The following is a 25618-nucleotide window of genomic DNA, read 5'->3' on the forward strand; positions in this document are numbered from 1 at the left end:
TCAGCCCGCTACATTCAGCGCAGCCGCACCGCGACGCTGGCGATAGATGAAGAACAGCGCGGTCAGTACGGTCAAGCCGCTGACCAGTGCGCCGGTCCACGGCAAATCCGCCAGGTCCGCGCCGCTGGCCACTACCAGGCCGCCAATCCATGCGCCGGCGGCGTTGCCGAGGTTGAAGGCACTCTGGTTCAACGTTGAGCCGAGGTTCGGTGCTTCATGGGCCTGATCGATGATCAGCAGTTGCAGGATCGGGCATAGCGCGAAGGCGAACGTCCCCCACAGCACCAGTGTGATTGCCGCCGGGATCACCGATTGGCTGGTTTGTGTGAATGCCGCCAGCACCACCAGCACTGCCAATGCCATGCCCACCAGCGATGGCAACAAACGGCTGTCCGCCAGACGACCGCCGAGCATGCTGCCGGCGGTCAAGCCAACGCCGAACAACAGCAACATGATGGTGACGCCGTGGGGGCTGACGCCAGTGATGTCCTGCAGGATCGGCGCGATGTAGGTAAACACACTGAACAGGCTGGTGGAGGCCAGCACGCTCATGCCCAGGGCCAGCAGCACGTTGGCCTTGCCCAGCACCTTGAACTCGCTGGCCAGGTTGGCTTTATCCATCGCGATGTTTTTCGGCAGCCAGATCCATTGCGCAATCGCGGCGAGCACACCGATCACCGACACCGCCCAGAACGTCGAGCGCCAACCCGCGTATTGCCCGAGCGCGGTACCCAATGGCACGCCGAGCACGTTGGCCAGGGTCAGGCCGGTGAACATCATGGCAATCGCCTGGGCCCGTTTATTGGGGGCAACGAGTCCTGCAGCCACCACCGAACCGATGCCGAAAAATGCGCCGTGGCAGAGTGCCGTGATCACCCGCGCGGCCATCAGCGTGGCGTAGTTCGGTGCCAGTGCGCAGAGCATGTTGCCGAGGATGAACATCAGCGTCATGCCCAGCAGGGTGGCTTTGCGCGGCATGTTGGCGGTGCCGACGGCGAGGATCGGTGCACCGAACACCACGCCAAGGGCGTAACCGGTGATCAGCAATCCGGCGTCGGGAATGCTGACGCCGAGATCGCGGGCGACGTCGGGCAACAGGCCCATGATGACGAATTCGGTGGTGCCGATGCCGAAGGCGGCAACAGCGAGGGCAAGCAAAGCGAGTGGCATGCGCAAGGTCTCTGTCGGTAGTCTTGACGCTGTGATCAGGCATACGCAGGCCGACGACCGTTCTCGACGAGAGCGGGCGGGGCAGGATTTTTATTGGAATTGGTCTGTGCGCAACTGAGTGCGGCGTGGTCGTTTGCAGTATAAACAGCTGCTGACATATGGCGAATCAATTCTCTACCCGAATACTGTAGGAGCGAGCTTGCTCGCGATGGACGTCAAGGCGCCGCGTTTATCCAGACAGCACGCGTTATCGTTAGCGTCCATCGCGAGCAAGCTCGCTCCTACAGGGATCGTGTAGACAACAAAAGGAGTGGGCCGTGCTTGCGACGGTGTTGGTGTTGGTGGCGGCGCTGTTGCACGCGGCGTGGAATACCCTGATCAAGTTCAGTGCGGAGCGGCTGCTGGTGGTGGCCTGCATGGACAGCGTGGCGCTGCTCTTTGTCGCGCTGATGGTGCCGTTCCTGAGCATGCCGCCGCTGGAGATCTGGCCGTGGATCCTGGCCTCGGCGGCGTTCGAGTTGCTCTATCGCTACTTGCTGATCCAGGCCTATCGGGTCGGCGATCTCGGGCTGGTTTATCCGCTGATGCGCGGCCTGTCACCGTTGGTGGTGCTGGCGCTGACGCTGATCTTTGCCGGGGAGGTGCTGACCCATCAGCAGATTTTCGGGATCCTGCTGATCCCGTTCGGCATGCTGTGCCTGCTCTGGCAGGGCGGTGGCGGTGCGCGTTTGCCGTGGTCGATGCTGCCGGTGGTGGCGTTGATCGGCCTGTGCATCGGTTGTTACACCTACATCGACGGTCAGGCCTTGCGGCGCTGGTCTCATCCTCTGGATTACCTGGTCTGGGTCACCTTGCTCAGTGCCTGGCCGTTTCCGTTGTTGGCATGGGTGCGCAAACGACCCGCGTTCATGCTGTTCTGGCGCGAGCAGTGGCGCCTGGGCCTGGCGGTCGGGTTTTGCGTGTTGTTCAGCTACGCTCTGGTGCTGTGGGCGATGCAATTGGGCTCGATTGCAGAGGCGGCAGCGTTGCGCGAGATCAGCGTCATTCTGGTGGTGCTGTTTGGCATGCGTTACCTCAAAGAACCTTTTGGCGGGCCACGCCTCCTAGCTTGTGGGCTGGTGCTGATCGGCATACTGGTGATGAAGTTTTGATAGCCCGGATGGAATTCAACTCTCTACAACTGGAAGAAAGGACGGCGTTATGACGGTGGCTCTATGGTGCATATTGATCGCGATTTTCCTGCCGTATGTGTGTACGGGTGTCGCCAAGGCCGGTGGTGGGTACAGGCTGAAAAACAATCATGACCCTCGGGGCTTTCTCGACAGTCTGGAAGGCGTTGGCAAGCGGGCGAATGCCGCGCAACTGAACAGTTTTGAGGTGACCCCGGCGTTCGCCGCTGCGGTGATCGTGGCGCATCTGGCCGGCAATGCCGAACTGGTGACGATCAATGTGCTGGCCGTGCTGTTCATTACCAGCCGCCTGCTCTACATCATTTGCTACCTGGCGGACTGGGCGATATTGCGGTCGCTGGTGTGGTTCGTGGGGATGGCGTTGATCGTGAGTTTCTTTGTGGTGTCAGTCTGAAAGAACTTCGCCGACACCATTGACCTGTAGGAGCCGGCTTGCCGGCGAAAGCGGAGTGTCAGGCGACATCATCGTTGATCAATCCGCCGCCTTCGCCGGCAAGCCGGCTCCTACAGTAATCAGTTGCTCAAGGGTTGGTTTTAACCGCATCCGCCACCTGCGGTACTTGCGGCAACGCCGCACCTTTGGGCCAGAGCATCCAGATCTGTCCCTGCTGTTTCATGTCCCCGGCCAGTTGTCCGGCTGCATCGCCGGTGCCCCAGAACAGATCCGCCCTGACTTCGCCGGCAATCGCGCCGCCTGTGTCCTGCGCTGCTACGGGTCGAACCAGCGCGGTTCCGTCCGGTCTGGTGGTGGACAGCCATAGCAGGCTGCCAAGCGGAATCACCTTGCGATCCACCGCTGCGCTGTAACCGGCGGTCAACGGTACGTTCAACGAGCCGCGCGGCCCTTCGTTGCTGTCCGGGTTGCGGGTGAAGAACACATAGCTGGGGTTGCTGCCGAGCAGTTCGGGAATCCGCGAGGGATTGGCCTTGGCCCAGGTGCTGATGGCGCCCATGGTCACGTCTTCTTTTTTCAACTCGCCCTGTTCCACCAGCCAGCGGCCGATCGGTCGATACGGATGGCCGTTCTGGTCGGCATAGGCGATGCGCAACTGGCGGCCGTTATCGAGCTGGATACGACCCGAACCCTGGATTTGCAGGAACTGCAGGTTCATCGGATCGGTCAGCCAGGCCACGACCGGTGCCTTGACCCCTTTGCTCTCGATGGTGGCCGCATCGTCGTACGGCTTGAGTACGCGACCTTCAAGTCGACCGCGCAGGCGTTTGCCCTTGAGTTCCGGGTAAATGCTGTCGAGGGCGACGATGATCATGTCTTCGGGGACGCCATAGACGGGGACATTGGCCAAGCCGGTCTGGGTCAGGCTGCCCGGATAGACCGGCTCGTAGTAGCCGGTGATCAAGCCGTTGGGATTGTCGTTGGCGGCGCGCAGGCCATACACATCGAGGTTCTGTTTGAGAAAGCCGCGAATGTCGCTGGCGGTTTGCGGCACGTTGGCCGCCGCCGCGCAGGCGCCACCCCAGACCGGGTCGGCCTTGAGTCGGGTGCAGGCGCTGCGCCAGGAGCCGAAACCGGCGACCAGGTCGGCGTCGGACACCGCCGGCAGCGCTTCCCATGTAGCGCTGGAGTAAGTGGCCAGGGCATGGGTTTTCGGTTGTTGCTTGTCGCCACCGGTGCAGCCTGCGAGCAGGGCCATCATTGGCAGGGTCCAGGCCAGGCTGTGACGCCATGCCTTGAAACGGCTGTTCATGGAGTGATTCCTTTGCCGGTTGCCTGATCGCTCCATGCGCTCAAGCAACCCTTGTTGATAATAGGGCTATTGGTCTTTGCCGATGACACGAGGATACTGGCCGCCGTTTCCCGTGACCTGAAGCCACCATGACTCTTAAAAGATTTTATGTTGTATTGCTGGCCTGCCTGACATTGTCCGCTTGTGGCGGCGTTGACCCCAACTCGCCGCTCGGTCAGCGCAAGGCCATTTTCAAGCAGATGCTCAAGACCGGCGAAGACCTGGGTGGCATGTTGCGCGGGCGTATCCCGTTCGATGGCCCGAAATTCGCCGAGGGCGCGGTGAAGCTCGATGGGTTGTCCCGTGAGCCGTGGCAGCATTTTCCGCAGGTGCGCGAGGAGGATCACACCAGCGCCAAGAGTGATGTCTGGGAGCAGCAGGCGCGCTTTCAGGGCATGGCCCGTGATCTTGAATCCGCCACCGGTGAATTGGTGATCGCCAGCCAGGTCCAACCCTACAAGGCCAGCAACCTGGGGCCGGCGGTGCAGAAAGTCGAAGATGCTTGCAGTGCGTGTCATAAGGCGTTTCGGGATCATTGATTGGCGTTGTTCGGTCTGAAGTCTTCGCGAGCAAGCCCGCTCCCACATTGAATTTCGGTTGGCACAAATGTTGTGTTCACTGAAGAACCAATGTGGGAGCGGGCTTGCTCGCGAAGGCTGCTTTATTAGCACCAAGGATCCATGTTCGCTGCCAGTGCTTATTTATCCAGCTCATCCAGGGCGTCCTGCAATTCCTTGCGGGCATCGGCGAGTTTGTCTTTGCGCGTGTTGATCTTCTCGGGGTCGCCTTTGCTCATGGCCTTGTCGAGGTCTGCCTGACGCTTGCTGACTTCGTGCCTGGCGTCGAGCACCTTGTTTTCCCGCTCCTTCTTCAGCGAGGCATCGGTGCAGTTGGCTTCGACTTCGCTCAGGGCTTTTTCCAGGCCGGCCTGCTGGTCGGCGTTGCCGTGGACCTTGGCCAATTCGATCTGGTTGACGATACCTTGCTTCTTGGCGGCGCAACCGGACAGCCCCGGCGCTTCCTCGTCCGCCATCAACGGGGTGGCCAGCATGCTGCACAGGGCCAGGAGGGCGAACGGTGAAAGAAATTTCATAAAAGCTCCATGTAGGAAGGCCGGCGGGCCGGTGTGGCAATGGCTTGTTGGAGCCCAGCGATCCCCAGGGGTTCCCGGTGGGCACGGGGCTGGCAGCTAAAAGCCGTCAATCCCCGTTTCACGTAACGTTTCACTCAAGGCCAGGACCTGCGGATCTCGGAAAAAAGCGCTCAGTTGCGCCGCGCGTCCCGGCCCGATACCGGCCTCGGCCCGCCATTGTTCGATGTCTCGCTGCGCCAGCGTCTGCCATGAATCGCCAAGAGGCACCGGACCTGCAGGTGGCAATCCCAGGGCTTTCAGCCAGTGCGCGAACGGGCGTTGCCGGGCCTGGTTGAAGCTGTCTGCAAGGCGAGTCGCGCTGCGCTCGCCGAGACCGTTAATGGTAGCAAGCTCTTGGGCATCAAGGGTCAACCAATCCAGCAGACCGTTCAGGCGACCTGTTGCAAGAAGTTTTTCCCAAGTGCCCGGACCGACATTGGGCAGCGCCAGACCCTGTTTGCCGCTGAGCCAGGTCAGGCGTGCGAGAAATTGACCCTCACAACCCGGAGTCGGTTGCCAGCAACTCAATGAATGAAAGTCCGCTGCCTTGGGCACGGTCAATTCGACGCGTTCGCTGCTGCGCAACACGACGTCATCGAGCCTGGGAATGGTCAGCCCGGCCAGGCTGATGGCGACCTGATCACCCGGCCGTATATCCATTGCCCGCCAGCGTTGCAACGAGCTGACGCTGACGCGTTTGATCTGCCGGTCATCGAGCGTCACCGGGGTCAGTTCAAGTACCGGAGTGATCCGTCCGGTCCGGCCGATTTTGAAGTGAACCTGGCGGACTTCGGCCAGTGCCTGGGCGAAGGGATATTTCCAGGCGATGGCCCAGTAGGGTGGCCGGGCTTGCCAGCGTTCGGCGGCCGGGCGCTGGTTCTGGCGCAGGACGATGCCGTCGCTGGCAAAGGGCAGGGAAGCGCGATACCAGTGTTCGCGCCAGCGTTCGGCATCGATGACTGAGGCGATTGGCTGGCTGTATGCCGTGGTACTCGGGAAGCCCAGCGCCGTCAGTGCTTCGGCCCGGGCGAGTGTGCCTGTCGGCCCTCGGGGCCAGTCCCAGACAAACAGGTCGATGCCGGCGGCCTGTTCGGCGCTCAAGACCTTGCGCGCCATCAGGCCCGCCACCGTGGCGCGGGCGTTGAGGCTGCCGGCCCGGGCCTGCACATGATCGGTCAGGCGCCAATACAGTTCGCCTTGCACGAGCACATCCCGAGGCTGGGACAGCTGTTGCGGGATGGCCGGAATCTGTCGTGCCGGAACCGTCCAGTCCTGACCGCTCTCGCCGTCGCCGCGGCTGATGGCCTGGGCCAACAGACCCTTACGGTAAACCAGGGTCACCGCCACCCCGTCGATTTTAGGTTGGGCCCAGACGTCCACCCGGTCGTGCAGCCATTTTTCGACGGACGGCCGATCATGCAGTTTGCCAAGGCCGGTGTGGGCGATGGGGTGGGGCAGTGCGCCGCGCGCAGTGCGCAAGGGGTCTGCGGGCGGGTTCAGGTTGAAGCAGTGGCGCCATTGGGTGAGTCGCGCGCGGGACTGGTCGTAGAGTTCATCGGCGACCAGTGAGTGTCCCTGACGGTGATAGCTGTCGTCCCATAAGTCGATCTGCTGTTGCAGTGTGCCGACTTCGTTCAGAGCGCGTTCGGGTGGCCAGTCCGGGCACTCGGTGGCGCTGGCACTCAGGCAGGCAAAGGTCAGCAGGGCGGCGAAAAACAGGCGCAGGTCGGGAAGCATCTTGAGCGTCCTTGCTCGGTGAGGTGCGTGAAGGCTAGGTCAGTATCTGTCGGTGCAGCGGGTGGGGTTTTTGCCGAGTGTTTCTGGTGGCTGGGCGGGCCTCTTCGCGGGCAAGCCCGCTCCCACACCGTCCACTGTGCGGGCTTGCCCGCGAAGGCTGCGACGCGGTGTAAAGCGAATCCCCAATAAAAAGCCCCGCAAGGCGCGAACCGTGCGGGGCTTCGGGTATTGCGGGGAAGTCTTACAGGCCGGCAGCAGAACGCAGGGCGTCGGCGCGGTCGGTTTTTTCCCAGGTGAACGTGGTGAAGGTGTCGTCACCCACGGTCTTGGTTGCCGGGGTGCGACCGAAGTGGCCGTACGCAGCGGTTTCCTGGTACATCGGGTGCAGCAGGTCGAGCATGGTGGTGATCGCGTATGGACGCAGGTCGAACACTTCACGAACCAGTTTGACGATCTTGTCGTCGCTGATCTTGCCGGTGCCGAAGGTGTTCAACGAGATCGAAGTGGGTTGGGCAACGCCGATCGCGTAGGAAACCTGGATCTCGCAACGCTCGGCCAGGCCGGCGGCAACGATGTTCTTGGCCACGTAACGACCGGCGTAGGCCGCCGAACGGTCAACCTTCGATGGATCTTTGCCGGAGAATGCGCCACCGCCGTGACGGGCCATGCCGCCGTAGCTGTCGACGATGATCTTGCGACCGGTCAGGCCGCAGTCACCCACCGGGCCGCCAATGATGAACTGGCCGGTCGGGTTGATGTGGAACTGGGTGTCCTTGCTCAGCAGTTCGGCAGGCAGCACGTGCTTGACGATCAACTCCATCACGCCTTCGCGCAGGTCGTTGTACGACACTTCCGGGTTGTGCTGGGTCGACAGGACGACCGCGTCGATACCGACAACCTTGCCGTTTTCGTAGCGGCAGGTCACTTGCGACTTGGCATCCGGACGCAGCCAAGGCAGCAGGCCGGATTTGCGGGCTTCGGCTTGCCTTTGCACGAGCTGGTGCGAGAAGGTGATCGGCGCTGGCATCAGCACGTCGGTTTCGTTGCTGGCGTAGCCGAACATCAGGCCCTGGTCGCCGGCACCCTGATCTTCAGGCTTGGCACGGTCGACGCCCTGGTTGATGTCAGGGGACTGCTTGCCGATGATGTTCATCACGCCGCAGGTGGCGCCGTCGAAGCCGACGTCGGAGCTGGTGTAGCCGATGTCGGTGATCACGTCACGAACGATCTGCTCCAGGTCAACCCAGGCCGAAGTGGTGACTTCGCCGGCGATGATGGCCACGCCCGTTTTCACCAGAGTCTCGCACGCCACACGGGCGAACTTGTCTTCAGCAATGATGGCGTCCAGCACCGCATCAGAAATCTGGTCGGCGATTTTGTCCGGATGCCCTTCAGACACGGACTCGGAGGTGAAAAGGGAGTATTCGCTCATCTCGATGTTTTCCTGAAATTACCGATGGTGAGTGTCGCCAGCCGGCCGCTGAAAGTGGCGGACCTGGATCTGGAAACCATTACGTAAGCCTACATAGAGGCTTTCCCCGGGAACGAGTCCCGCAGCGGTGGCCCAACGGGCCAGATCGTCCTGTTCAAACCCCAGCCAGAGATCACCGCAGGCCTCCTTGGCCCAACTCTGGTTGTGGCTACATAACTCTGTCACCAACAGGCTACCGCCTGGTTGCAGCAAGTGGGCCATGTGCTTGAGCGCATCGGCCGGCGCGGCAAAATGATGCAGTACCATGTTCAGTACCACGCAATCGGCCTTGAGGCTGACGCCGTTCAATGCATCGGCCAATTGCAGGCTAACGTTAGTCAGCTTGTCGCGTTCGCAGACCTGGCGCGCCAGCTCGAGCATCGCGGTGCTGTTGTCCAGTGCCGTGACTTGCGAGAAGCGGCGCGCCAGTTCCGGCAGGAATGCGCCATCGCCGGGGCCGACTTCAATGGCCGTGGCGTCTTTGCCCAGGCTCAACTTGTCGAGCAGGGCCACCACGCTTTCGCGGTACTGCGGCAGGCCGGCGATCAAGTCTTGCTGGGCGCGAAACTTCTCCGCTACCCGTGAGAAAAAGTCCTGGCTGGCGGCTGCTCGTTGCCCGTGGACCTGGGCGATGCGCGCCTGCACATCGGCTGGCAGCGTCAGGTTGTCCACTTCTTCGAGCAGGGCTGCGTGCAATTTGCCCCCCAGCAGTTCGGTGTGGGGCAGGGCGCGACGGTAAAAAATCGCATTGCCTTCGCGGCGCGTTGCCACCAGGCCGGCCTGGGCCAGTACCTTGAGGTGGTGGCTCATGCCTGACTGGCCGATGCCGAAGATCTGCGCCAGCTCCAGCACGCCAAACGAATCGTTGGCCAGTGCGCGCAAAACATTCAACCGCAGGGGATCGCCGCCAGCCTTGCACAAGGCCGCCAGCTCATCGCAATCGTCATGTTGAATGGAGGGCACGCGTAAATTCATAAGGCCGGCAGTCTAGTCACGGGTCGAAGGCATCGCAAGAGCAATATCAAAAAGTTTTGATATTGCTCGATAGATGGCACTTCCGAACGTTAGCTTCAGTCAACAAACGAACAGCGGAAAGGTTTCATCAGGCGAATACGTCGTTATCCATTGGAAAAACGCCTTCAGATGACTATCTGTCATTGCCCCGAGGCGGCCCGGTGAGGGAAAATGCTCGCCTTTTTTCCGTTTCGTTTTATTCAAGTCCCCAGGAGAACAGCGATGCCTAGCCGTCGTGAGCGTGCCAACGCCATTCGTGCCCTCAGCATGGATGCCGTGCAAAAAGCCAACAGCGGCCATCCCGGTGCCCCAATGGGTATGGCGGATATCGCCGAGGTACTTTGGCGCGACTACCTCAAGCACAACCCGAGCAATCCATCGTTCGCCGACCGTGACCGCTTCGTGCTGTCCAACGGCCACGGCTCGATGCTGATCTACTCGCTGCTGCACCTGACCGGCTACGACCTGTCGATCGATGACCTCAAGCAGTTCCGTCAACTGCACAGCCGCACCCCGGGCCACCCGGAACTCGGCTACACCCCGGGCGTGGAAACCACCACTGGTCCACTGGGCCAGGGCCTGGCCAACGCCGTGGGTTTTGCCCTGGCTGAAAAAGTCATGGCGGCGCAGTTCAACCGTCCTGGCCACAACATCGTCGACCACCACACCTATGTGTTCCTGGGTGATGGCTGCATGATGGAAGGCATTTCCCACGAAGTCGCTTCCCTGGCCGGTACCCTGGGCCTGGGCAAGCTGATCGCCTTCTACGATGACAACGGCATCTCCATCGATGGTGAAGTCGAAGGCTGGTTCACCGACGACACGCCGAAGCGTTTCGAATCCTACAACTGGCAAGTGATCCGTAACGTCGACGGTCACGATCCGGAAGAGATCAAGACGGCGATCGACACTGCGCGCAAAAGCTCGCAGCCAACCCTGATCTGCTGCAAGACCACCATCGGCTTCGGTTCGCCGAACAAGCAAGGCAAGGAAGACTGCCACGGCGCCCCGCTGGGTGACGCGGAAATCGCCCTGACCCGCGCTACACTGAAGTGGAACCACGGCCCGTTCGAAATCCCGGCGGACATCTATGCCGAGTGGGACGCCAAGGAAACCGGCGCCGCCGCCGAAGCCGAGTGGGACCAGCGTTTCGCTGCCTACTCCGCTGCGTTCCCGACTGAAGCCAACGAACTGATTCGTCGCCTGAGCGGTGACCTGCCAGCCGACTTCAGCGAAAAAGCCGCGGCCTACATCGCTGAAGTGGCCGCCAAGGGCGAAACCATCGCCAGCCGTAAAGCCAGCCAGAATGCGCTGAACGCATTTGGCCCGCTGCTGCCCGAGTTCCTCGGCGGTTCGGCTGACTTGGCCGGTTCCAACCTGACCCTGTGGAAAGGTTGCAAAGGCGTTACCGCTGAAGACGCCAGCGGCAACTACATGTACTACGGCGTGCGCGAGTTCGGCATGACCGCGATCATGAACGGCGTTGCCCTGCACGGCGGCCTGGTGCCTTACGGCGCGACCTTCCTGATGTTCATGGAGTACGCGCGCAACGCTGTGCGCATGTCGGCCCTGATGAAGCAGCGCGTGATCCACGTCTACACCCACGACTCCATCGGTCTGGGCGAAGACGGCCCGACTCACCAGCCAATCGAGCAACTGGCCAGCCTGCGCTGCACCCCGAACCTCGATACCTGGCGTCCGGCGGATGCCGTTGAATCGGCAGTGAGCTGGAAGTACGCACTGGAGCGCAAGGACGGTCCTTCGGCCCTGATTTTCTCCCGTCAGAACCTGCAGCACCAAACCCGTGATGCCGGCCAGATCGCCGACATCAGCCGCGGTGGTTACGTGCTGAAGGACTGCGCAGGCGAGCCTGAGCTGATCCTGATCGCTACCGGTTCGGAAGTCGGCCTGGCTGTTCAAGCCTTCGACAAACTGACCGAGCAGGGCCGCAAGGTTCGCGTGGTTTCCATGCCGTGCACCAGCGTGTTCGATGCCCAGGACGCCGGCTACAAGCAATCGGTCCTGCCGTTGCAGGTCAGCGCCCGTATCGCCATCGAGGCCGCTCACGCGGACTACTGGTACAAGTACGTGGGCCTGGAAGGTCGCGTGATCGGCATGACCACCTACGGCGAGTCGGCGCCTGCGTCGGCCCTGTTCGAAGAGTTCGGCTTCACCCTGGAAAACATCCTGGGTCAGGCTGAAGAACTGCTGGAAGACTAAAACACGACGCGGTGGCCCTGGCCACCGCGATCCCCTGTAGGAGCGAGCTTGCTCGCGATGGTCGTTAACGATAACGCTGGCTGTCTGGATGAACGCGTTGTCCTGAAGTCCATCGCGAGCAAGCTCGCTCCTACAAGGATGTGTTGTTAACGAGATTTCGTCTGACTGCGTCTATCGAGAACCCCATGCCTCAACCGCGTCCCTACAAAGTTGCACTCAACGGCTACGGCCGGATTGGTCGTTGCGTCTTGCGTGCGTTGTTCGAGCGAGGCGAGAAAGCCGGGTTCGAGATTGTCGCGATCAACGATCTGGCGGACATGGCCAGCATCGAATACCTGACACGCTTCGACTCCACCCATGGCCGGTTCCCCGGCGAAGTGAAGGTCGACGGCGATTGTCTGCATATTAATGGTGACTGCGTGAAGGTCCTGCGCAGTGCCACCCCCGAAGGCATCGATTGGGCATCCCTGGGCATCGATCTGGTGCTGGAGTGCTCCGGCGCTTACCACACTCGCGAAGACGGCCAGCGTTTCCTCGACGCCGGCGCCCCGCGCGTGCTGTTTTCCCAGCCGATGGCCAGCGAGACCGATGTCGACGCCACCATCGTCTACGGCGTGAACCAGGATTGCCTGACCGGCGATGAGCTGCTGGTGTCCAACGCGTCCTGCACCACCAACTGCGGCGTGCCGCTGTTGCGCCTGCTGAATCAGGCCATTGGCCTGGATTACGTGTCGATCACCACCATTCACTCGGCGATGAACGATCAGCCGGTCATCGATGCCTATCACCACGAAGACCTGCGCCGCACCCGTTCGGCGTTCCAGTCGGTGATTCCGGTGTCCACCGGTCTGGCGCGCGGTATCGAACGCCTGTTGCCGGAACTTGCCGGACGAATTCAGGCCAAAGCCGTGCGGGTGCCGACGGTCAACGTGTCCTGCCTCGATATCACGATGCAGACCGCCACCACGACCGACGCCACCGAGGTCAACCGGATCCTGCGCGAAGCCGCCACCAGCGGCCCGCTCAAAGGCCTGCTGGCTTACACCGAGTTACCCCACGCAAGCTGTGATTTCAACCATGACCCACATTCGGCGATCGTCGATGCCAGTCAGACCCGCGTTTCCGGCCCTCGGCTGGTGAACATCCTGGCCTGGTTCGACAACGAATGGGGTTTTGCCAACCGAATGCTGGACGTTGCAGAACACTATCTGCAAACAGCAACTTCAAAAAAACCGTAGGAAGTGCGACCCATGACCGTGTTGAAGATGTCCGACCTCGATCTGCAAGGTAAGCGCGTATTGATCCGCGAAGACCTCAACGTCCCAGTCAAGGACGGTGTTGTCAGCAGCGATGCGCGTATCCTGGCCTCGCTGCCGACCATCAAGCTGGCCCTGGAAAAAGGCGCGGCCGTGATGGTCTGCTCGCACCTTGGCCGTCCGACCGAAGGCGAGTTCTCGGCCGAGAACAGCCTCAAGCCGGTTGCCGACTACCTGAGCCGCGCCTTGGGCCGTGAAGTGCCGCTGGTGTCTGATTACCTGGGCGGTGTTGACGTCAAGGCCGGCGACATCGTGCTGTTCGAAAACGTGCGCTTCAACAAAGGCGAGAAAAAGAACGCCGACGAACTGGCCCAGCAGTACGCCGCCCTGTGCGACGTGTTCGTGATGGACGCCTTCGGCACCGCTCACCGTGCCGAGGGTTCGACCCACGGCGTGGCCAAGTTCGCCAAAGTCGCCGCTGCCGGCCCGCTGCTGGCTGCTGAACTGGACGCACTGGGCAAAGCCCTGGGCGCCCCGGCCCAGCCGATGGCGGCCATCGTCGCCGGCTCCAAGGTGTCGACCAAACTCGACGTACTGAACAGCCTGAGCCAGATCTGCGATCAGTTGATCGTCGGCGGCGGCATTGCCAACACCTTCCTGGCCGCTGCCGGTCACCCGGTCGGCAAGTCGCTGTACGAGCCGGACCTGCTCGACACCGCTCGCGCCATCGCCGCCAAAGTCAGCGTGCCGCTGCCAGTGGACGTGGTGGTTGCCAAGGAATTCGCTGAAAGCGCCGCTGCGACCGTCAAGCTGATCGCTGACGTCGCTGCCGACGACATGATCCTGGACATCGGCCCGCAGACCGCCGCGAACTTCGCCGAACTGCTGAAATCGTCCAAGACCATCCTGTGGAATGGTCCGGTCGGCGTGTTCGAATTCGACCAGTTCGGCAATGGCACCAAAGTGCTGGCCCAGGCCATCGCAGACAGCGCGGCGTTCTCCATTGCCGGCGGTGGCGACACCCTGGCCGCCATCGACAAATATGGCGTGGCCGAGCAGATCTCCTACATTTCTACCGGTGGCGGCGCGTTCCTCGAATTCGTCGAAGGCAAGGTGTTGCCAGCCGTTGAAGTCCTGGAAAGCCGGGCCAAGGCCTGAGGGTCGCCCGTTTGACCAGGCAAGGGAGTGTTGACATGGTCAAGACGTTAGCGCTGTTGATCATCGCAGGTTCGCTGGTGGCGTGCGGGAGTAACCCGAAGGCCACTGCGGAACCGGCGCCGTCCGAGTCGGACAAGGGCTGCTACCAGGCTGACTGGCAGGCCGAAACCAACCCGGTGCTCAACAAGCGTTCCGGGCCGGAAGGCCTGGACAAATACGAGACCCGGACGCCCGCCAAGGAACATGGCTGCCCTTGATGGGTCTGACTCATTACTCAGGGCTGGCAGCGTGCGCCGCCAGTCGAGGGACACGGATGAAAGGTTTTATCGCCGTTACGGCGCTGGCGTTGTTGGCCGGTTGTGCTCAGCTGAATCAGTTGAACCCGTTCCAGTCGTCCGCACCTGTGGATAACTGGACCACCTGGACTTGCGACAGCCAGGCCAAAGTGCTGTGGCGCTACACCGACGACAGCCGCAAGGAAGTTGACGTGCGCCTGGGCGGTGCCGATCAGGTCTACCGCTTGAAGCAGGAACCGGGTGCATCGGGTTCGCTGTACAGCAATGACATGCTGGCGTTTCACATAAAAGGTGAGGAAGGCCTGGTTTACTGGGTCGCCACGAATGATTTGATTGGCCGTGGCTGTAAGGCTGGGTAACACAATTGATTTGACGTACAGAGATCCAAATGTGGGAGCGGGCTTGCTCGCGAAAGCGGTGGATCAGCTTGCATAGATGTTGAATGTTGAGCCGCATTCGCGAGCAAGCCCGCTCCCACAAGGGTTCTGTGCAGTTGTTGAGATATTGGCATCACCCGAATTCGCAGCCCGGGCTCAACCCCCGATCTGCAATAACTTGAATAGCCGCCCCCGCTACGGCAGGCTGGCACGATTAACGACCCTCAACCGGGAGAGACACACACAATGGCACTTATCAGCATGCGCCAGATGCTGGACCACGCAGCCGAGTTCGGCTACGGCGTTCCAGCCTTCAACGTCAACAACCTTGAGCAGATGCGCGCCATCATGGAAGCCGCTGACAAGACTGACTCCCCGGTGATCGTCCAGGCTTCGGCCGGTGCTCGCAAATACGCCGGTGCACCGTTCCTGCGTCACCTGATCCTGGCGGCAATCGAAGAATTCCCGCACATCCCGGTGTGCATGCACCAGGACCACGGCACCAGCCCTGACGTCTGCCAGCGTTCCATCCAGCTGGGCTTCAGCTCGGTGATGATGGACGGCTCCCTGGGCGAAGACGGCAAGACCCCGACTGACTACGACTACAACGTGCGCGTCACCCAACAGACCGTGGCCATGGCTCACGCCTGCGGCGTTTCGGTAGAAGGCGAGCTGGGTTGCCTGGGTTCGCTGGAAACCGGCATGGCCGGTGAAGAAGACGGCATCGGCGCCGAAGGCGTTCTGGATCACAGCCAGATGCTGACCGACCCGGAAGAAGCCGCTGACTTCGTAAAACGCACTCAGGTTGATGCCCTGGCAATCGCCATCGGCACCAGCCACGGCGCCTACAAGTTCACCAAGCCGCCTACCGGCGACGTGCTGGCGATCGACCGCATCAAGGAAATCCACAAGCGCATTCCGAACACTCACCTGGTGATGCACGGTTCGTCTTCGGTTCCGCAAGAGTGGCTGGCGATCATCAACCAGTACGGCGGCGACATCAAGGAAACCTACGGCGTACCGGTTGAAGAAATCGTCGAAGGCATCAAGCACGGCGTGCGCAAGGTCAACATCGACACCGACCTGCGCCTGGCATCCACTGGCGCCATGCGTCGCCTGATGGCCACCAACCCGAGCGAGTTCGACCCACGTAAATTCTTCGGCGCCACCGTCACCGCCATGCGCGACGTGTGTATCGCTCGCTACGAAGCCTTCGGTACTGCGGGCAACGCTTCGAAGATCAAGCCGATCTCTCTGGAAGGCATGTATCAGCGTTACCTGAAAGGTGAGTTGAACGCCAAGGTCAACTAAGTCCGGGCGTTAAGCTGCACAAACGAAGAACCCGCCGCGAGGCGGGTTTTTTGTGGGCGATGATCCATGGCCGACGCGGTCAGTGTGGGAGCGGGCTTGCTCGCGAAAGCGCTGTGTCATTCAACATTAATGTCGCCTGACATTACGCCTTCGCGAGCAAGCCCGCTCCCATAGGGTCAACGGTGCCCCGACATCATTGATTGTGATCGATATCCAGCTTGCTGAAGGTCACTTTCCCGCCTTCAGTGGTGTACCCGGTGTTGTCCTGCACATAGACCCCGGCCTTGAAGTACAGCGGCTTGTCGCGCCAGGTTGTGCTGATTTGCGTATCCCACTGATAGCCTGCCGCGCTGATGCCCAAGGCGCCACCGGGGCTGAGGTGAATGAGGTAGTTGAACTCCTGGTCGAGTTTCACCCCTGTCGCAACGATGATCACCCGGCCTGTATCGTCATCGGGATGCATCCGGACCTTGGCGACGATATTGCCGGTGGCCGTACTGGTTTTGTATTGGTACTCGAGCTTCACCAGCGGTTTCTGGCTTTGATAGGCATGGATCTGGCCAATGACGATTTTTCCGGAGCTCGGCACCTGGTTCACTGCCAGCGTGGCATGCAACAAATTGTCGGCATCCGGGTAATACCAGTTGTGCAGCGTGCCATTGCTGTAAGTCTCACGCAGCTCGGTGCGCGGATAAATCGCGTTTTCAGTACGAGAGCCGGTCACGGGCGTCCAGAAAAACAACGTGCCGGTGTCGGAGTGGAAGTATTGATCCTTGAAGCCATCCACCAGCTTGGAGGTTTCGACGGTGTACGGCGGGCTGCCAACGGGGACGCTGAGGTTCCAGGTTGCGAGATCGATCATGTTGGTTCTTCCGCTTGATTCATGCTGAACGGGCGTGCCAGATGCTCTAGACCGCGCTTTTGGGGCGGCCTTTATAAGCGTAGCGAGAGTTTTTGTTAACGCTTGTCTGACGGGTGGCTGGCGTCAACATTCTGTCAAAATGCCATCTTTACCGGTTTTTATGGTGCTGAACCATCGACCGTTAGTCGGCAAAAAGTCACAATGGTGAATGATGGCTCACTGACACCTTCTGCTTTTGCAGAACCGGGTCTAGAGTGATGGCACAGTATTTGTCCGGTTTTCACGAGAAACCGGCCTGACGCCCCGCAATAAGAGAAGCAGCATGGAATGCGCGCAACCCACGCCAGTAGAAGGCGGCTCAACCCTTTTAGTCGTAGACGATTACCCTGAAAACCTGATCAGCATGCGCGCGTTGTTACAGCGCCAGGGCTGGCGAGTCATTACTGCCACCTCGGGATTCGAGGCCCTCGGCTTGTTGCTTGAGCACGATATCGACCTGGTACTGCTGGACGTGCAGATGCCAGGCATGGACGGTTATGAAGTGGCGCGCCTGATGCGTGGTAGTCAGCGGACCCGCCTCACGCCGATCATTTTCCTGACCGCCAATGAACAGTCCCAGGACGCGGTCATCAAGGGCTATGCCAGCGGTGCGGTGGATTACCTGTTCAAGCCGTTCGACCCGCAGATCTTCACGCCCAAGGTCCAGGCGTTGCTCGAACACCAGCGCAACCGCCGGGCCTTGCAGCGCTTGAGTCATGATCTGGAATCCGCCCGGGCCTTTAATGCATCGGTGCTGGATAACGCGGCCGAAGGCATTCTGGTATTGGGGGAGGACGGTCTGATCGGTTTTGCCAATCCGGCGATGTCGCGTCTGCTCAATGCCCCGGTGCAGGAACTGCAAGGCAGGGAGTTTCTGGACTATCTGCAAAAGCCCCATGTCCCGGTCTGGGCCGATTCCGAGTTTTTCTCGGGCTACAAACGTGGCGAAACCTTGCGCCTGCACGATGCTCTGCTGCGTACGACGCGCGGCCAGCAGGTGCCGGTGGCCTTGTCCTGTGCGCCATTGCCTGCCGAACAACATGCAATGGTAGTGACCGTGCTGGACATGTCGGTGGTGCGCCATCTGCATCAGCAACTGGAGTTTCAGGCGGTCACCGATCCGCTGACCGGATTGCTCAACCGCCGCGGTTTCTACCAGACCGTAGAGAACCTGCTGTTGCGCGGTGAGCGTTCCGACAGTTCCTGGGTCTTGATGTATCTGGACCTCGATGGCTTCAAGCGCGTCAATGATTCGCTCGGGCACGATGCGGGCGATAGGGTGCTGCGCTGGGTCTCCGAACAGTTGAAGGCGTGCTTGCGGCCCTTCGACATTCTGGCGCGGATGGGCGGCGATGAATTCACCGCGCTGCTGGATCTGGAGGTTCCCGAGCAAGCGGCGAAGATTGCCGAGAAGCTCATCGAGCGCGTGTCGATCTGTCAGCAGGTCGACGGCCTCGATATCGCCCTGGGTGCCAGCATCGGCATTGCTACGTTCCCCGATTGTGGTGCCAATCTCGACGGGATGCTGCGGGCGGCCGACATCGCCATGTACGAAGCCAAGCGTGCCGGGCGTCAGCAATATCGCTTCTACGATCACGAAATGAACGGCCGGGCGCGGTCGCGGCTGATGCTGGAAGAAAGTGTGCGCACGGCCATCGAGAACCGGGATTTCAACCTGGTGTATCAGCCTCAGGTTGCGATTGCGGACGGTCGGACTCGTGGCTTCGAGGCCTTGCTGCGCTGGCAGCATCCGAGCGTTGGCGATGTGCCGCCGGGGCTGTTTTTGCCATTGCTGGAAGAGGCGCGGCTGATCAGTCGCCTGGGCAGCTGGATCTACCACCGCAGCGCCGGGCAGCGCAAAGCCTGGGAAACCCTGTTTACCGAGGATCTGGTGCTCAGCGTCAGCTTGAGCAGTACGCAGTTCGGCATGCCCAATCTGGCCACTGAACTGCGCCAGGTGCTGGAGCGCCATGGCTTGCGGCCGCGTCATCTGGAGGTCGAGATCACGGAAGAGGCCTTGATGCATCACCCCGAGGAAACCCGCAAGCAGTTACGCCTGTTGCGCAATCTGGGCGTACGAGTGGCATTGGATGACTTCGGGGTCGGCCCGTGTTCCCTGTCGCACCTGCGCGACCTGGAGCTGGACACCCTCAAGCTCGACCGGCATTTGATAGCCCGGTTGCCGGACTCGGTACGGGATGCGGCGCTGGTGCGCAGTGTGATCGACCTGTGCAAACAGTTCGGGGTGCTGGTGATTGCCGAAGGGGTGGAAACCGTCGCGCAGTATGAATGGCTGCGGGCCAACGGCTGCGAATGTGTGCAAGGCTTCCTGGTGGCCCGGCCGATGATGGCCGAGGACGCCGGGGGCTTTGTCCAGCCGTTTGACTGGAGCGCGCTGTCCCGCTGAATTCGCTACACTGGCGACCTTTCAGTGACCTGTATTGCCGCCCCGATGACCGTGTTGAAATATCTCCAGGCCTATCCCGCCACCTTGCAGGATCAGGTGCGCCAGCTGATCGCCGACGGTCGGCTGGGCGACTACCTGAGCCAGCGCTACCCGGAAAAACACGGGGTGCAGAGCGACAAGGCGCTGTACACCTATGCCCTGGACCTCAAACAGGAATACCTGCGTAATGCGCCGGCCATCGACAAGGTGCTGTTCGACAACCGCCTGGACCTCACTCACCGTGCCCTTGGCCTGCACACCACGATCTCCCGGGTGCAAGGCGGCAAGCTCAAGGCCAAGAAGGAAATCCGCATCGCCTCGCTGTTCAAGGAAGCGCCTTGCGAGTTCCTGAAAATGATCGTGGTGCATGAGCTGGCGCACTTCAAGGAATCGGACCACAACAAGGCTTTCTACAAACTGTGCGAGCACATGCTGCCGGGGTATCACCAGGTGGAGTTCGATGTGCGGGTGTACCTGACGTGGCGGGATATGCAGTAGCTATCGCCGCCGAGAATCGCAACAAGGAGTGTGTGGATGGACGTGAGCAAGACCAAGAGCAGCTTCTATCGCCGGTTGTATGTGGCGTACCTGATCGACATCGGACTGGCCAGCAGCGTCCCGGCGCTCACCGAAGTGACCGGCATGCCCCGGCGCACGGCGCAGGACACCATCGCGGCGTTGGCGGATCTGGATATCGTCTGTGAATTCGAGCAGGAAGAGGGCGCGCGCAACCATGCGGGGCGCTATCGGATTCGCGAGTGGGGGGCGATTGATCGGGGGTGGATCGAACGTAATCTGCGGCAGATCAAGGCGGTGCTGGAGTATCCCTGAGATTTGCGGTACCTGAGCTGACGCCACCGCTGGCAAGCCAGCTCCCACAGGTCTGCACCGTCCTTGTAGGAGCTGGCTTGCCAGCGATAGGGTCTTTAAGGGCGACGCATGCCAATGTGTGGAATGCCATCTTCCACATACTCCTCACCCGCCACGACAAACCCATAGCGCCCGTAATACCCCTGCAAATGCGCCTGGGCCGAAAGGTAGACCGGCAGGCCGGGCCAGTACTTCTCGATCTGTTTCAACGCCTGGTCCATCAGTTCATGCCCCAGGCCCACGCCGCGTGCCTGCGGGGCAATGATCACCCGCCCGATCACCACGTCGCCGCCCTGCGATTGCGGGTCCAGCAACCGCAGGTAGGCCACCAGCCGGTTACCGTCCCAGGCCATCACGTGGCAGGTGTCGCCATCCAGGTCCTGGCCATCAATATCCTGGTAAACGCATTTCTGCTCGACGACGAACACTTCTGCGCGCAACTGCAAAATGGCGTACAGCTGCTCCTTGCCCAGGTCGCTGTGGTGTTTGCAGATCCAATCGACTGTCATGTTTTGATTCCCTGAAAACGTCGTTCCGATACTAAGCGCACTCACGCCAGAAGTCTTTATGGCGGAAGAATCTGTGACAAAGGCCAAAATGCCATCATTCATTTCTCGCGTGGATGTCTTCTTTGTGTAATCTGGATCGAAGCGCTGTGCTGTGGCTTCGATGAGCTAATGTTGAGTACCCGGGTATTGCCGGATCAGGGGCCTTGGGGTTTTGGCTGAAAACACGTCGGGCAATCGCCCGCTAAGGATTTTCTAGCATGCCGCGATTGCATCGAGCTTTTGCTTTGATTGGATTGCTGTTGCTGGTTCAGGGAGCGGCGGCAGAAAAACTGCGGTTGGTCGCCGATGCCTGGCCACCCTTTACCGATGCCACGCTCGTCAACGGTGGCCTGGCCACGGACATTGTCAGTACCGCGCTCGCCAGGGCCGGCTATGCCAGTGAGTTTGAACAAGTGCCCTGGGCGCGGGCCTTGATGGGATTGGGTGAGGGCCGATACGACGTGCTGGTCAACGCCTGGTACACCGAGGAGCGTACAAGACTCGGCCAGTTTTCCGGCGAATACCTGCTCAACCGCGTTCGTTTTCTCAAGCGTAAGGACGCGCCCATCGAGTTCAATAACCTGCAGCAATTGCACACTTATCCGATTGCCATCGTGCGCGGTTACGCTTATTCGCCCGGGTTCGACAACGATGACTCGTTGCAGAAAGTCCCCGTGCACAGCTTCGCCATGGCCGTGCGCATGGTCGCTGCCGACCGGGTCAAGCTGACGCTGGAAGATGAGTACGTCGCCCGCTATTACCTGGCCCGCGAGTCACCCAAGGTACGAAACGCCGTGGAATTCCTGCCCAAGGCTTTGAGCGAGAACAGCCTGCATATTCTGGTCAGCCTGAAGAACCCGCAGCATGAGCAGATCGTTGCCGGATTCGACCGGGAGATCGCGGCGATGAAGGCAGACGGGAGTTATGACAAGCTGATTAAACAGCACGGGATGTAAGTGCATTGACCCGGATTCTGTACTGTTGCTGATGGCCTCTTCGCGGGCAAGCCCGCTCCCACAGTGGGCGAGGGTGAACACAAATCTTGTGACCATCAGATAACCCTGTGGGAGCGGGCTTGCCCGCGAAGGGGCCGGTACAGCCAGCCTGGATCTCAATCCTCACTGGTGTCCTTGATGAGATGCGCCGCCAGCGTCCGCAACGGCCCGAGCTGCCGACAAATCAGCGCCAGTTGCGTCTGCACCAGCCGCTGGCCTTCATCGATTTCATCCGGCATCTGTTCCAGCTCATTGGCCAGTGCTTCTTCTTCATCGCTCTGGATCGCAATCGAAGCCTTGCTCGCCAGCCCCTGGGCGATCTCGTCGATGCTGGCAGCCAGTTTCACCCCGGCCCCCTCGATCAACTGTTCACGCACGTCTGCCGGCAGTTGGGTTTCCCGGTGCGCACCCAGGCCCGACAGGTAACTGAGCAGCGTGTGCGACAGCACCAGGAAGCGGAAGCCCACGTCCGCTTCCTTTCGGAAATGCCCCGGCTCCATCAGCATATTGGCCAGCGTGGTCGACAGCGCCGCGTCGGCGTTGTGCGCGTTGCGGCGGGCCAGGCGGTAGGCCAGGTCGTCGCTTTTGCCCGCTGCGTATTGCTGCATGATCTGGCGCAGGTAAATGCTGTTGCAGGCCAGGGTGTTGGCCAGCACTTTGTTCAGGCGCCGGCCCTGCCAGTCCGGCAGGAACAGGAACACCGCCAGCCCGGCGATCAGGCTGCCGAGCAAGGTATCGAACAGCCGTGGCAGGAACAGTCCGTAACCGTCACCCACCTGGTTGAAGCAGAACAGCACCATCAGGGTGATTGCCGCCGTCGCCAGGGTGTAGCGGGTGGTGCGGTTGGTAAAGAACACCACCCCGGCGGCAATGGCGAAGCACGACTGGATCAGCGGGTTCGGGAACAGGTCGAACAGCGCCCAGGCCAACGTCAGGCCGATGGCGGTGCCAATGATCCGTTGACCGAGTTTGCGGCGGGTGGCGCCGTAGTTCGGTTGGCAGACGAACAGCGTCGTGAGGATGATCCAGTAGCCCTGGGACGGGTGAATCAAATGCACCATGGCGTAGCCGATGCTCAACGCCAGGGGCAATCGCAGGGCATGACGGAACAGCAATGAAGTCGGCGTCAGCTGCGTGCGTAGGCGAACCCACACGTCCTTGAGGTTGCGTGGCGAACGGTCGAGCAAGCTGCTGTCGGTGGCGTCGGCCAGGGCGTCGGGGTTGCTGGCATCGCTGAGCAAGCGGTCGAGGGTGCCGAGGTTGGCCGCCAGTGCCCGCAGCGAACGCAGCAGGCCGCGCCAGGCCGGGTTGCTCTGGATGCGCAGGTGTTCGAGAGAGGCATCCAGATCGCTGAGAGCCTCGGTGAAACTGGCGTCATAGGTGAACGGTTGACGCATCTGGATCGATTCGGCCAGGGCACGGCAGGCTTTACCTTGCTGACGCAACAGGCGTTGGCAGCGGAACATGACGTCACTGTGGAAAAACGCTTCTGCGAGTGCGTTGTACGGATAGTGCGAGGAGCTGGCGCGTTCGTGGATGTCCTGGGCGAGGAAGTACAGTTTCAGGTAGCGGCTGACCTTCGACCCCGGGCGACCGTTGCCGACCCGGTGCAGGATGATCTCCTTGGCGGCATTCAGTGCCGCCACCACCCGGCCATTCTGCTGGGCCAGTTCCAGGCGCCGCGCTTCCACGTCCATCTGCCGGACCGGCTCGAACAGCGAAGATTTCAGCTTCAGGTAATAGCCCAGTTCGCGGAACAACCGCGCCAGGCTCTGCTGCACCGGCTGATTGGAAAACAGCGCCTGCCACAGCACCGACAGCAGGCCATACCAGGCGGCACCGGCCACCAGCAGCACCGGTTCGTGCCAGACATCGGTCACCGCGCCGCCACGCTGGTCCACGCCGATCATGGTGTAGACCGACAGGATCAAGGTTGCCGAAGCAATCGCGCCATAGCGCTCGCCGAGAGCACCGAGCATGGTCAGGCAGAACGCGGCCAGGGCGAAAGCGATGATAAACAGCGAGGGATAGGGAAAGAGCAGTTCGACGGACAGGGCCGCGACAGCGAAACACACCAGCGTCACCGCCAGCGCGTTGAGACGACCCTGCCAGCTGTCGTCGGTCTCGGCCAGGGCGCTGGCGATAATCCCCAGGAACAACGGGATCAGCAGGCCCATTTCGTCCTGATACCAACACAGCGTCATGGTGCCGGTCAGGGCAATGAATACCCGCACGCTGTAGCTGAATTTATCCAGCGCCCAAAGGCGCCGCAGAGACTGGCGGAACGAAGTCGATGACATGAAGTGCGAAGGCCTTCCGAGGCAATGACGCTAAATTGAGCCACTAATGACGCCGACGCAATGGCGCCGATCACATCAGACAGCAAAATCTGTTCCTTTGAGATCCTGTGCCGACCGCAATCTTTGAGATTGGCAAAGAACCCTGTGGGAGCTGGCTTGCCAGCGATAGCGGTCTGACAGTCAACAAAGATGTTGGATGTACCGGCCTCATCGCTGGCAAGCCAGCTCCCACAGTGATTGCATTTCGCATTAGCGAAATGTGGGGTCAGACGTACTGCGCCGCCGCGTAGCCCGAAGCCCAGGCCCACTGGAAGTTGAATCCGCCCAAATGCCCGGTGACATCCAGCACTTCGCCGATGAAGTACAGGCCCGGGCTTTTCAGCGATTCCATGGTCTTGGACGACACTTCATTGGTGTTGACGCCGCCCAGGGTCACCTCGGCGGTGCGATAACCTTCGGTGCCCGCCGGCACGACTTTCCAGCTCGCCAGTTTCTCGGCGATGTCAGCCAGTTCCGCGTGGGTGTACTGCTTCATCGGTTTGGAGACGAACCAGTTGTCCGCCAGCAGGTTGGCCATCTTCTTGGTGAAGATTTCACCGAGCAGGGTTTTCAGCTCGCTGTTGGGGCGTTCGGCCTGTTGCTGTTGCAGCCAGCCCGGCACGTCGTGATCCGGCATCAGGTTGATCTCGACGGTATCGCCGGACTCCCAGAACGACGAGATCTGCAAAATCGCCGGGCCGCTGAGGCCGCGGTGGGTAAACAGGATGTTCTCGCGGAAGCTCTGGTCGTTGCAGCTCACCAGGCAATCCACCGAGGTACCGGACAACTCGGTGCACAACACCTTGAGCTGATCGGTGATGGTGAATGGCACCAGACCGGCGCGGGTCGGCAGCAGCTCGTGGCCGAATTGCCTGGCCACCTGGTAACCGAAGCCGGTGGCACCCAGCGTCGGGATCGACAGGCCGCCGGTGGCGATCACCAGGGATTCGCAGGTGATCTGGTCGAGGGTCGTGTCCAGCAGGTAGCCGCTTTCGAGCTTCTCGATGGTCTGGATAGAGGTGTCCAGGTGCAGGTTGACGCCGACCTGGTCGCACTCGTTCAGCAGCATTTCGAGGATGTCGCTGGATTTGTTATCGCAGAACAACTGGCCGAGTTTTTTCTCGTGGTACGGCACGCCGTGCTTGGCCACCATGCCGATGAAATCCCACTGGGTATAACGGGCCAGGGCGGATTTGCAGAAATGGGCATTCTGCGAGAGAAAATTGCCTGGTTCCGTGTACATGTTGGTGAAATTGCAGCGACCACCGCCCGACATCAGGATTTTCTTGCCGGCCTTATTCGCGTGGTCGAGCAGCAGCACCTTGCGCCCGCGCCCGGCGGCGGTCAGCGCACACATCAACCCTGCGGCGCCAGCGCCAATGATCACGACTTCGGTAGAGCGCAAAACGGTGTCCTCAAAGAATTTCAAAACGACGCAAAAC

The 25618-nt window shown here is 60.9% G+C and carries 23 protein-coding genes; 13 read left to right on the forward strand and 10 right to left on the reverse strand.

The features are described from left to right. Complete coding sequence (locus AB7M25_RS02485; protein WP_429391508.1) at positions 1-1170, reverse strand: MFS transporter; 1170 nt, start codon at positions 1168-1170, stop codon at positions 1-3. A gap of 317 nt (positions 1171-1487) precedes the next feature. Between AB7M25_RS02485 and AB7M25_RS02490 the strand changes: the two genes are divergently transcribed. Then, a complete protein-coding gene (locus AB7M25_RS02490) occupies positions 1488-2321 on the forward strand; it encodes an EamA family transporter (protein WP_429388453.1) in 834 nt (277 codons plus the stop codon). 49 nt (positions 2322-2370) lie between these two features. Then, positions 2371-2754: an MAPEG family protein gene (locus AB7M25_RS02495; RefSeq protein WP_429388454.1), complete on the forward strand. Its 384-nt coding sequence runs from the start codon at positions 2371-2373 to the stop codon at positions 2752-2754. Positions 2755-2881: 127 nt separating this feature from the next. Here AB7M25_RS02495 and mltA read toward each other — a convergent pair whose 3' ends face one another. After that, positions 2882-4066, reverse strand: a complete 1185-nt coding sequence (gene mltA, locus AB7M25_RS02500) for a murein transglycosylase A (RefSeq protein WP_429388456.1) — start codon at positions 4064-4066, stop codon at positions 2882-2884. Positions 4067-4194: 128 nt separating this feature from the next. On the opposite strand from mltA, the gene AB7M25_RS02505 reads away from it, so the two are divergent. Further along, positions 4195-4644: a c-type cytochrome gene (locus AB7M25_RS02505; RefSeq protein ID WP_429517799.1), complete on the forward strand. Its 450-nt coding sequence runs from the start codon at positions 4195-4197 to the stop codon at positions 4642-4644. A gap of 158 nt (positions 4645-4802) precedes the next feature. Here the strand turns inward: AB7M25_RS02505 and AB7M25_RS02510 are convergent, their stop codons facing one another. From AB7M25_RS02510 to AB7M25_RS02525, 4 genes are all read right to left on the reverse strand, one after another. Further along, positions 4803-5198, reverse strand: a complete 396-nt coding sequence (locus AB7M25_RS02510; protein WP_429388460.1) for a DUF1090 domain-containing protein — start codon at positions 5196-5198, stop codon at positions 4803-4805. A gap of 96 nt (positions 5199-5294) precedes the next feature. Next, the gene (ligB, locus tag AB7M25_RS02515) at positions 5295-6974 is read right to left on the reverse strand and encodes an NAD-dependent DNA ligase LigB (RefSeq protein WP_454236949.1); all 1680 of its coding nucleotides are present in this window, start codon (positions 6972-6974) and stop codon (positions 5295-5297) included. A 241-nt stretch (positions 6975-7215) separates the two neighbouring features. Then, positions 7216-8406: a methionine adenosyltransferase gene (metK, locus tag AB7M25_RS02520; RefSeq protein WP_007975460.1), complete on the reverse strand. Its 1191-nt coding sequence runs from the start codon at positions 8404-8406 to the stop codon at positions 7216-7218. 18 nt (positions 8407-8424) lie between these two features. Continuing rightward, positions 8425-9420: an ArsR/SmtB family transcription factor gene (locus AB7M25_RS02525; protein WP_102699239.1), complete on the reverse strand. Its 996-nt coding sequence runs from the start codon at positions 9418-9420 to the stop codon at positions 8425-8427. Between the two features lie 261 nt (positions 9421-9681). Here AB7M25_RS02525 and tkt point away from each other — a divergent pair, with 261 nt between their 5' ends. The 6 genes from tkt (at position 9682) to fba (ending at position 16077) form a co-directional block, all read left to right on the forward strand. Further along, entirely contained in the window at positions 9682-11679 is a 1998-nt protein-coding gene (tkt, locus tag AB7M25_RS02530) for a transketolase (RefSeq protein ID WP_454236950.1), read from the forward strand. A gap of 185 nt (positions 11680-11864) precedes the next feature. Next, positions 11865-12917, forward strand: coding sequence for an erythrose-4-phosphate dehydrogenase (gene epd, locus AB7M25_RS02535; protein WP_104450099.1), 1053 nt, complete (start codon positions 11865-11867; stop codon positions 12915-12917). A gap of 12 nt (positions 12918-12929) precedes the next feature. Further along, positions 12930-14093, forward strand: a complete 1164-nt coding sequence (locus AB7M25_RS02540; protein ID WP_454236951.1) for a phosphoglycerate kinase — start codon at positions 12930-12932, stop codon at positions 14091-14093. A 35-nt stretch (positions 14094-14128) separates the two neighbouring features. Further along, on the forward strand, positions 14129-14350 hold the full coding sequence (locus tag AB7M25_RS02545; protein WP_104450097.1) for a hypothetical protein: 222 nt from the start codon (positions 14129-14131) through the stop codon (positions 14348-14350). Between the two features lie 56 nt (positions 14351-14406). Further along, positions 14407-14748 carry an MliC family protein gene (locus AB7M25_RS02550; RefSeq protein WP_454236952.1) on the forward strand — a complete coding sequence of 114 codons (342 nt, stop codon included), beginning with the start codon at positions 14407-14409 and terminating at the stop codon, positions 14746-14748. A gap of 264 nt (positions 14749-15012) precedes the next feature. Continuing rightward, positions 15013-16077, forward strand: coding sequence for a class II fructose-bisphosphate aldolase (fba, locus tag AB7M25_RS02555; RefSeq protein ID WP_007975467.1), 1065 nt, complete (start codon positions 15013-15015; stop codon positions 16075-16077). Between the two features lie 193 nt (positions 16078-16270). Here fba and AB7M25_RS02560 read toward each other — a convergent pair whose 3' ends face one another. Next, positions 16271-16939 carry a polysaccharide lyase family 7 protein gene (locus AB7M25_RS02560; RefSeq protein WP_429388473.1) on the reverse strand — a complete coding sequence of 223 codons (669 nt, stop codon included), beginning with the start codon at positions 16937-16939 and terminating at the stop codon, positions 16271-16273. A 322-nt stretch (positions 16940-17261) separates the two neighbouring features. Between AB7M25_RS02560 and AB7M25_RS02565 the strand changes: the two genes are divergently transcribed. From AB7M25_RS02565 to AB7M25_RS02575, 3 genes are read left to right on the forward strand one after another with little or no spacing between them, the layout of a single operon-like run. Then, a complete protein-coding gene (locus AB7M25_RS02565; RefSeq protein WP_454236953.1) occupies positions 17262-19385 on the forward strand; it encodes a putative bifunctional diguanylate cyclase/phosphodiesterase in 2124 nt (707 codons plus the stop codon). 45 nt (positions 19386-19430) lie between these two features. After that, complete coding sequence (locus AB7M25_RS02570; protein WP_429388479.1) at positions 19431-19922, forward strand: YgjP-like metallopeptidase domain-containing protein; 492 nt, start codon at positions 19431-19433, stop codon at positions 19920-19922. 36 nt (positions 19923-19958) lie between these two features. Continuing rightward, entirely contained in the window at positions 19959-20255 is a 297-nt protein-coding gene (locus AB7M25_RS02575; protein WP_454236954.1) for a winged helix-turn-helix domain-containing protein, read from the forward strand. A 95-nt stretch (positions 20256-20350) separates the two neighbouring features. On the opposite strand, the gene AB7M25_RS02580 is transcribed toward AB7M25_RS02575, so the two are convergent. Then, positions 20351-20803: a GNAT family N-acetyltransferase gene (locus tag AB7M25_RS02580; protein WP_102699231.1), complete on the reverse strand. Its 453-nt coding sequence runs from the start codon at positions 20801-20803 to the stop codon at positions 20351-20353. A gap of 257 nt (positions 20804-21060) precedes the next feature. Between AB7M25_RS02580 and AB7M25_RS02585 the strand changes: the two genes are divergently transcribed. Further along, positions 21061-21798 carry a substrate-binding periplasmic protein gene (locus tag AB7M25_RS02585; protein WP_429388481.1) on the forward strand — a complete coding sequence of 246 codons (738 nt, stop codon included), beginning with the start codon at positions 21061-21063 and terminating at the stop codon, positions 21796-21798. Positions 21799-21953: 155 nt separating this feature from the next. Here the strand turns inward: AB7M25_RS02585 and yccS are convergent, their stop codons facing one another. Both yccS and AB7M25_RS02595 read right to left on the reverse strand, forming a co-directional pair. Next, positions 21954-24137, reverse strand: a complete 2184-nt coding sequence (gene yccS, locus AB7M25_RS02590; RefSeq protein WP_429517792.1) for a YccS family putative transporter — start codon at positions 24135-24137, stop codon at positions 21954-21956. Between the two features lie 265 nt (positions 24138-24402). Beyond that, entirely contained in the window at positions 24403-25581 is a 1179-nt protein-coding gene (locus AB7M25_RS02595) for a BaiN/RdsA family NAD(P)/FAD-dependent oxidoreductase (protein WP_218481204.1), read from the reverse strand. Positions 25582-25618: the final 37 nt, after the last annotated feature.

Source organism: Pseudomonas sp. AP3_22 TE3818, assembly GCF_053628995.1.

What these genes read in the sequence shown, in the direction of transcription:
- AB7M25_RS02485 (WP_429391508.1), bottom strand. Translation starts at nt 1,170, where the DNA reads ATGCCACTCGCTTTGCTTGCCCTCGCTGTTGCCGCCTTCGGCATCGGC.
- AB7M25_RS02495 (WP_429388454.1), top strand. Translation starts at nt 2,371, where the DNA reads ATGACGGTGGCTCTATGGTGCATATTGATCGCGATTTTCCTGCCGTAT.
- mltA (WP_429388456.1), bottom strand. Translation starts at nt 4,066, where the DNA reads ATGAACAGCCGTTTCAAGGCATGGCGTCACAGCCTGGCCTGGACCCTG.
- AB7M25_RS02505 (WP_429517799.1), top strand. Translation starts at nt 4,195, where the DNA reads ATGACTCTTAAAAGATTTTATGTTGTATTGCTGGCCTGCCTGACATTG.
- AB7M25_RS02510 (WP_429388460.1), bottom strand. Translation starts at nt 5,198, where the DNA reads ATGAAATTTCTTTCACCGTTCGCCCTCCTGGCCCTGTGCAGCATGCTG.
- ligB (WP_454236949.1), bottom strand. Translation starts at nt 6,974, where the DNA reads ATGCTTCCCGACCTGCGCCTGTTTTTCGCCGCCCTGCTGACCTTTGCC.
- metK (WP_007975460.1), bottom strand. Translation starts at nt 8,406, where the DNA reads ATGAGCGAATACTCCCTTTTCACCTCCGAGTCCGTGTCTGAAGGGCAT.
- AB7M25_RS02525 (WP_102699239.1), bottom strand. Translation starts at nt 9,420, where the DNA reads ATGAATTTACGCGTGCCCTCCATTCAACATGACGATTGCGATGAGCTG.
- tkt (WP_454236950.1), top strand. Translation starts at nt 9,682, where the DNA reads ATGCCTAGCCGTCGTGAGCGTGCCAACGCCATTCGTGCCCTCAGCATG.
- epd (WP_104450099.1), top strand. Translation starts at nt 11,865, where the DNA reads ATGCCTCAACCGCGTCCCTACAAAGTTGCACTCAACGGCTACGGCCGG.
- AB7M25_RS02540 (WP_454236951.1), top strand. Translation starts at nt 12,930, where the DNA reads ATGACCGTGTTGAAGATGTCCGACCTCGATCTGCAAGGTAAGCGCGTA.
- AB7M25_RS02545 (WP_104450097.1), top strand. Translation starts at nt 14,129, where the DNA reads ATGGTCAAGACGTTAGCGCTGTTGATCATCGCAGGTTCGCTGGTGGCG.
- AB7M25_RS02550 (WP_454236952.1), top strand. Translation starts at nt 14,407, where the DNA reads ATGAAAGGTTTTATCGCCGTTACGGCGCTGGCGTTGTTGGCCGGTTGT.
- fba (WP_007975467.1), top strand. Translation starts at nt 15,013, where the DNA reads ATGGCACTTATCAGCATGCGCCAGATGCTGGACCACGCAGCCGAGTTC.
- AB7M25_RS02560 (WP_429388473.1), bottom strand. Translation starts at nt 16,939, where the DNA reads ATGATCGATCTCGCAACCTGGAACCTCAGCGTCCCCGTTGGCAGCCCG.
- AB7M25_RS02565 (WP_454236953.1), top strand. Translation starts at nt 17,262, where the DNA reads ATGGAATGCGCGCAACCCACGCCAGTAGAAGGCGGCTCAACCCTTTTA.
- AB7M25_RS02570 (WP_429388479.1), top strand. Translation starts at nt 19,431, where the DNA reads ATGACCGTGTTGAAATATCTCCAGGCCTATCCCGCCACCTTGCAGGAT.
- AB7M25_RS02575 (WP_454236954.1), top strand. Translation starts at nt 19,959, where the DNA reads ATGGACGTGAGCAAGACCAAGAGCAGCTTCTATCGCCGGTTGTATGTG.
- AB7M25_RS02580 (WP_102699231.1), bottom strand. Translation starts at nt 20,803, where the DNA reads ATGACAGTCGATTGGATCTGCAAACACCACAGCGACCTGGGCAAGGAG.
- AB7M25_RS02585 (WP_429388481.1), top strand. Translation starts at nt 21,061, where the DNA reads ATGCCGCGATTGCATCGAGCTTTTGCTTTGATTGGATTGCTGTTGCTG.
- yccS (WP_429517792.1), bottom strand. Translation starts at nt 24,137, where the DNA reads ATGTCATCGACTTCGTTCCGCCAGTCTCTGCGGCGCCTTTGGGCGCTG.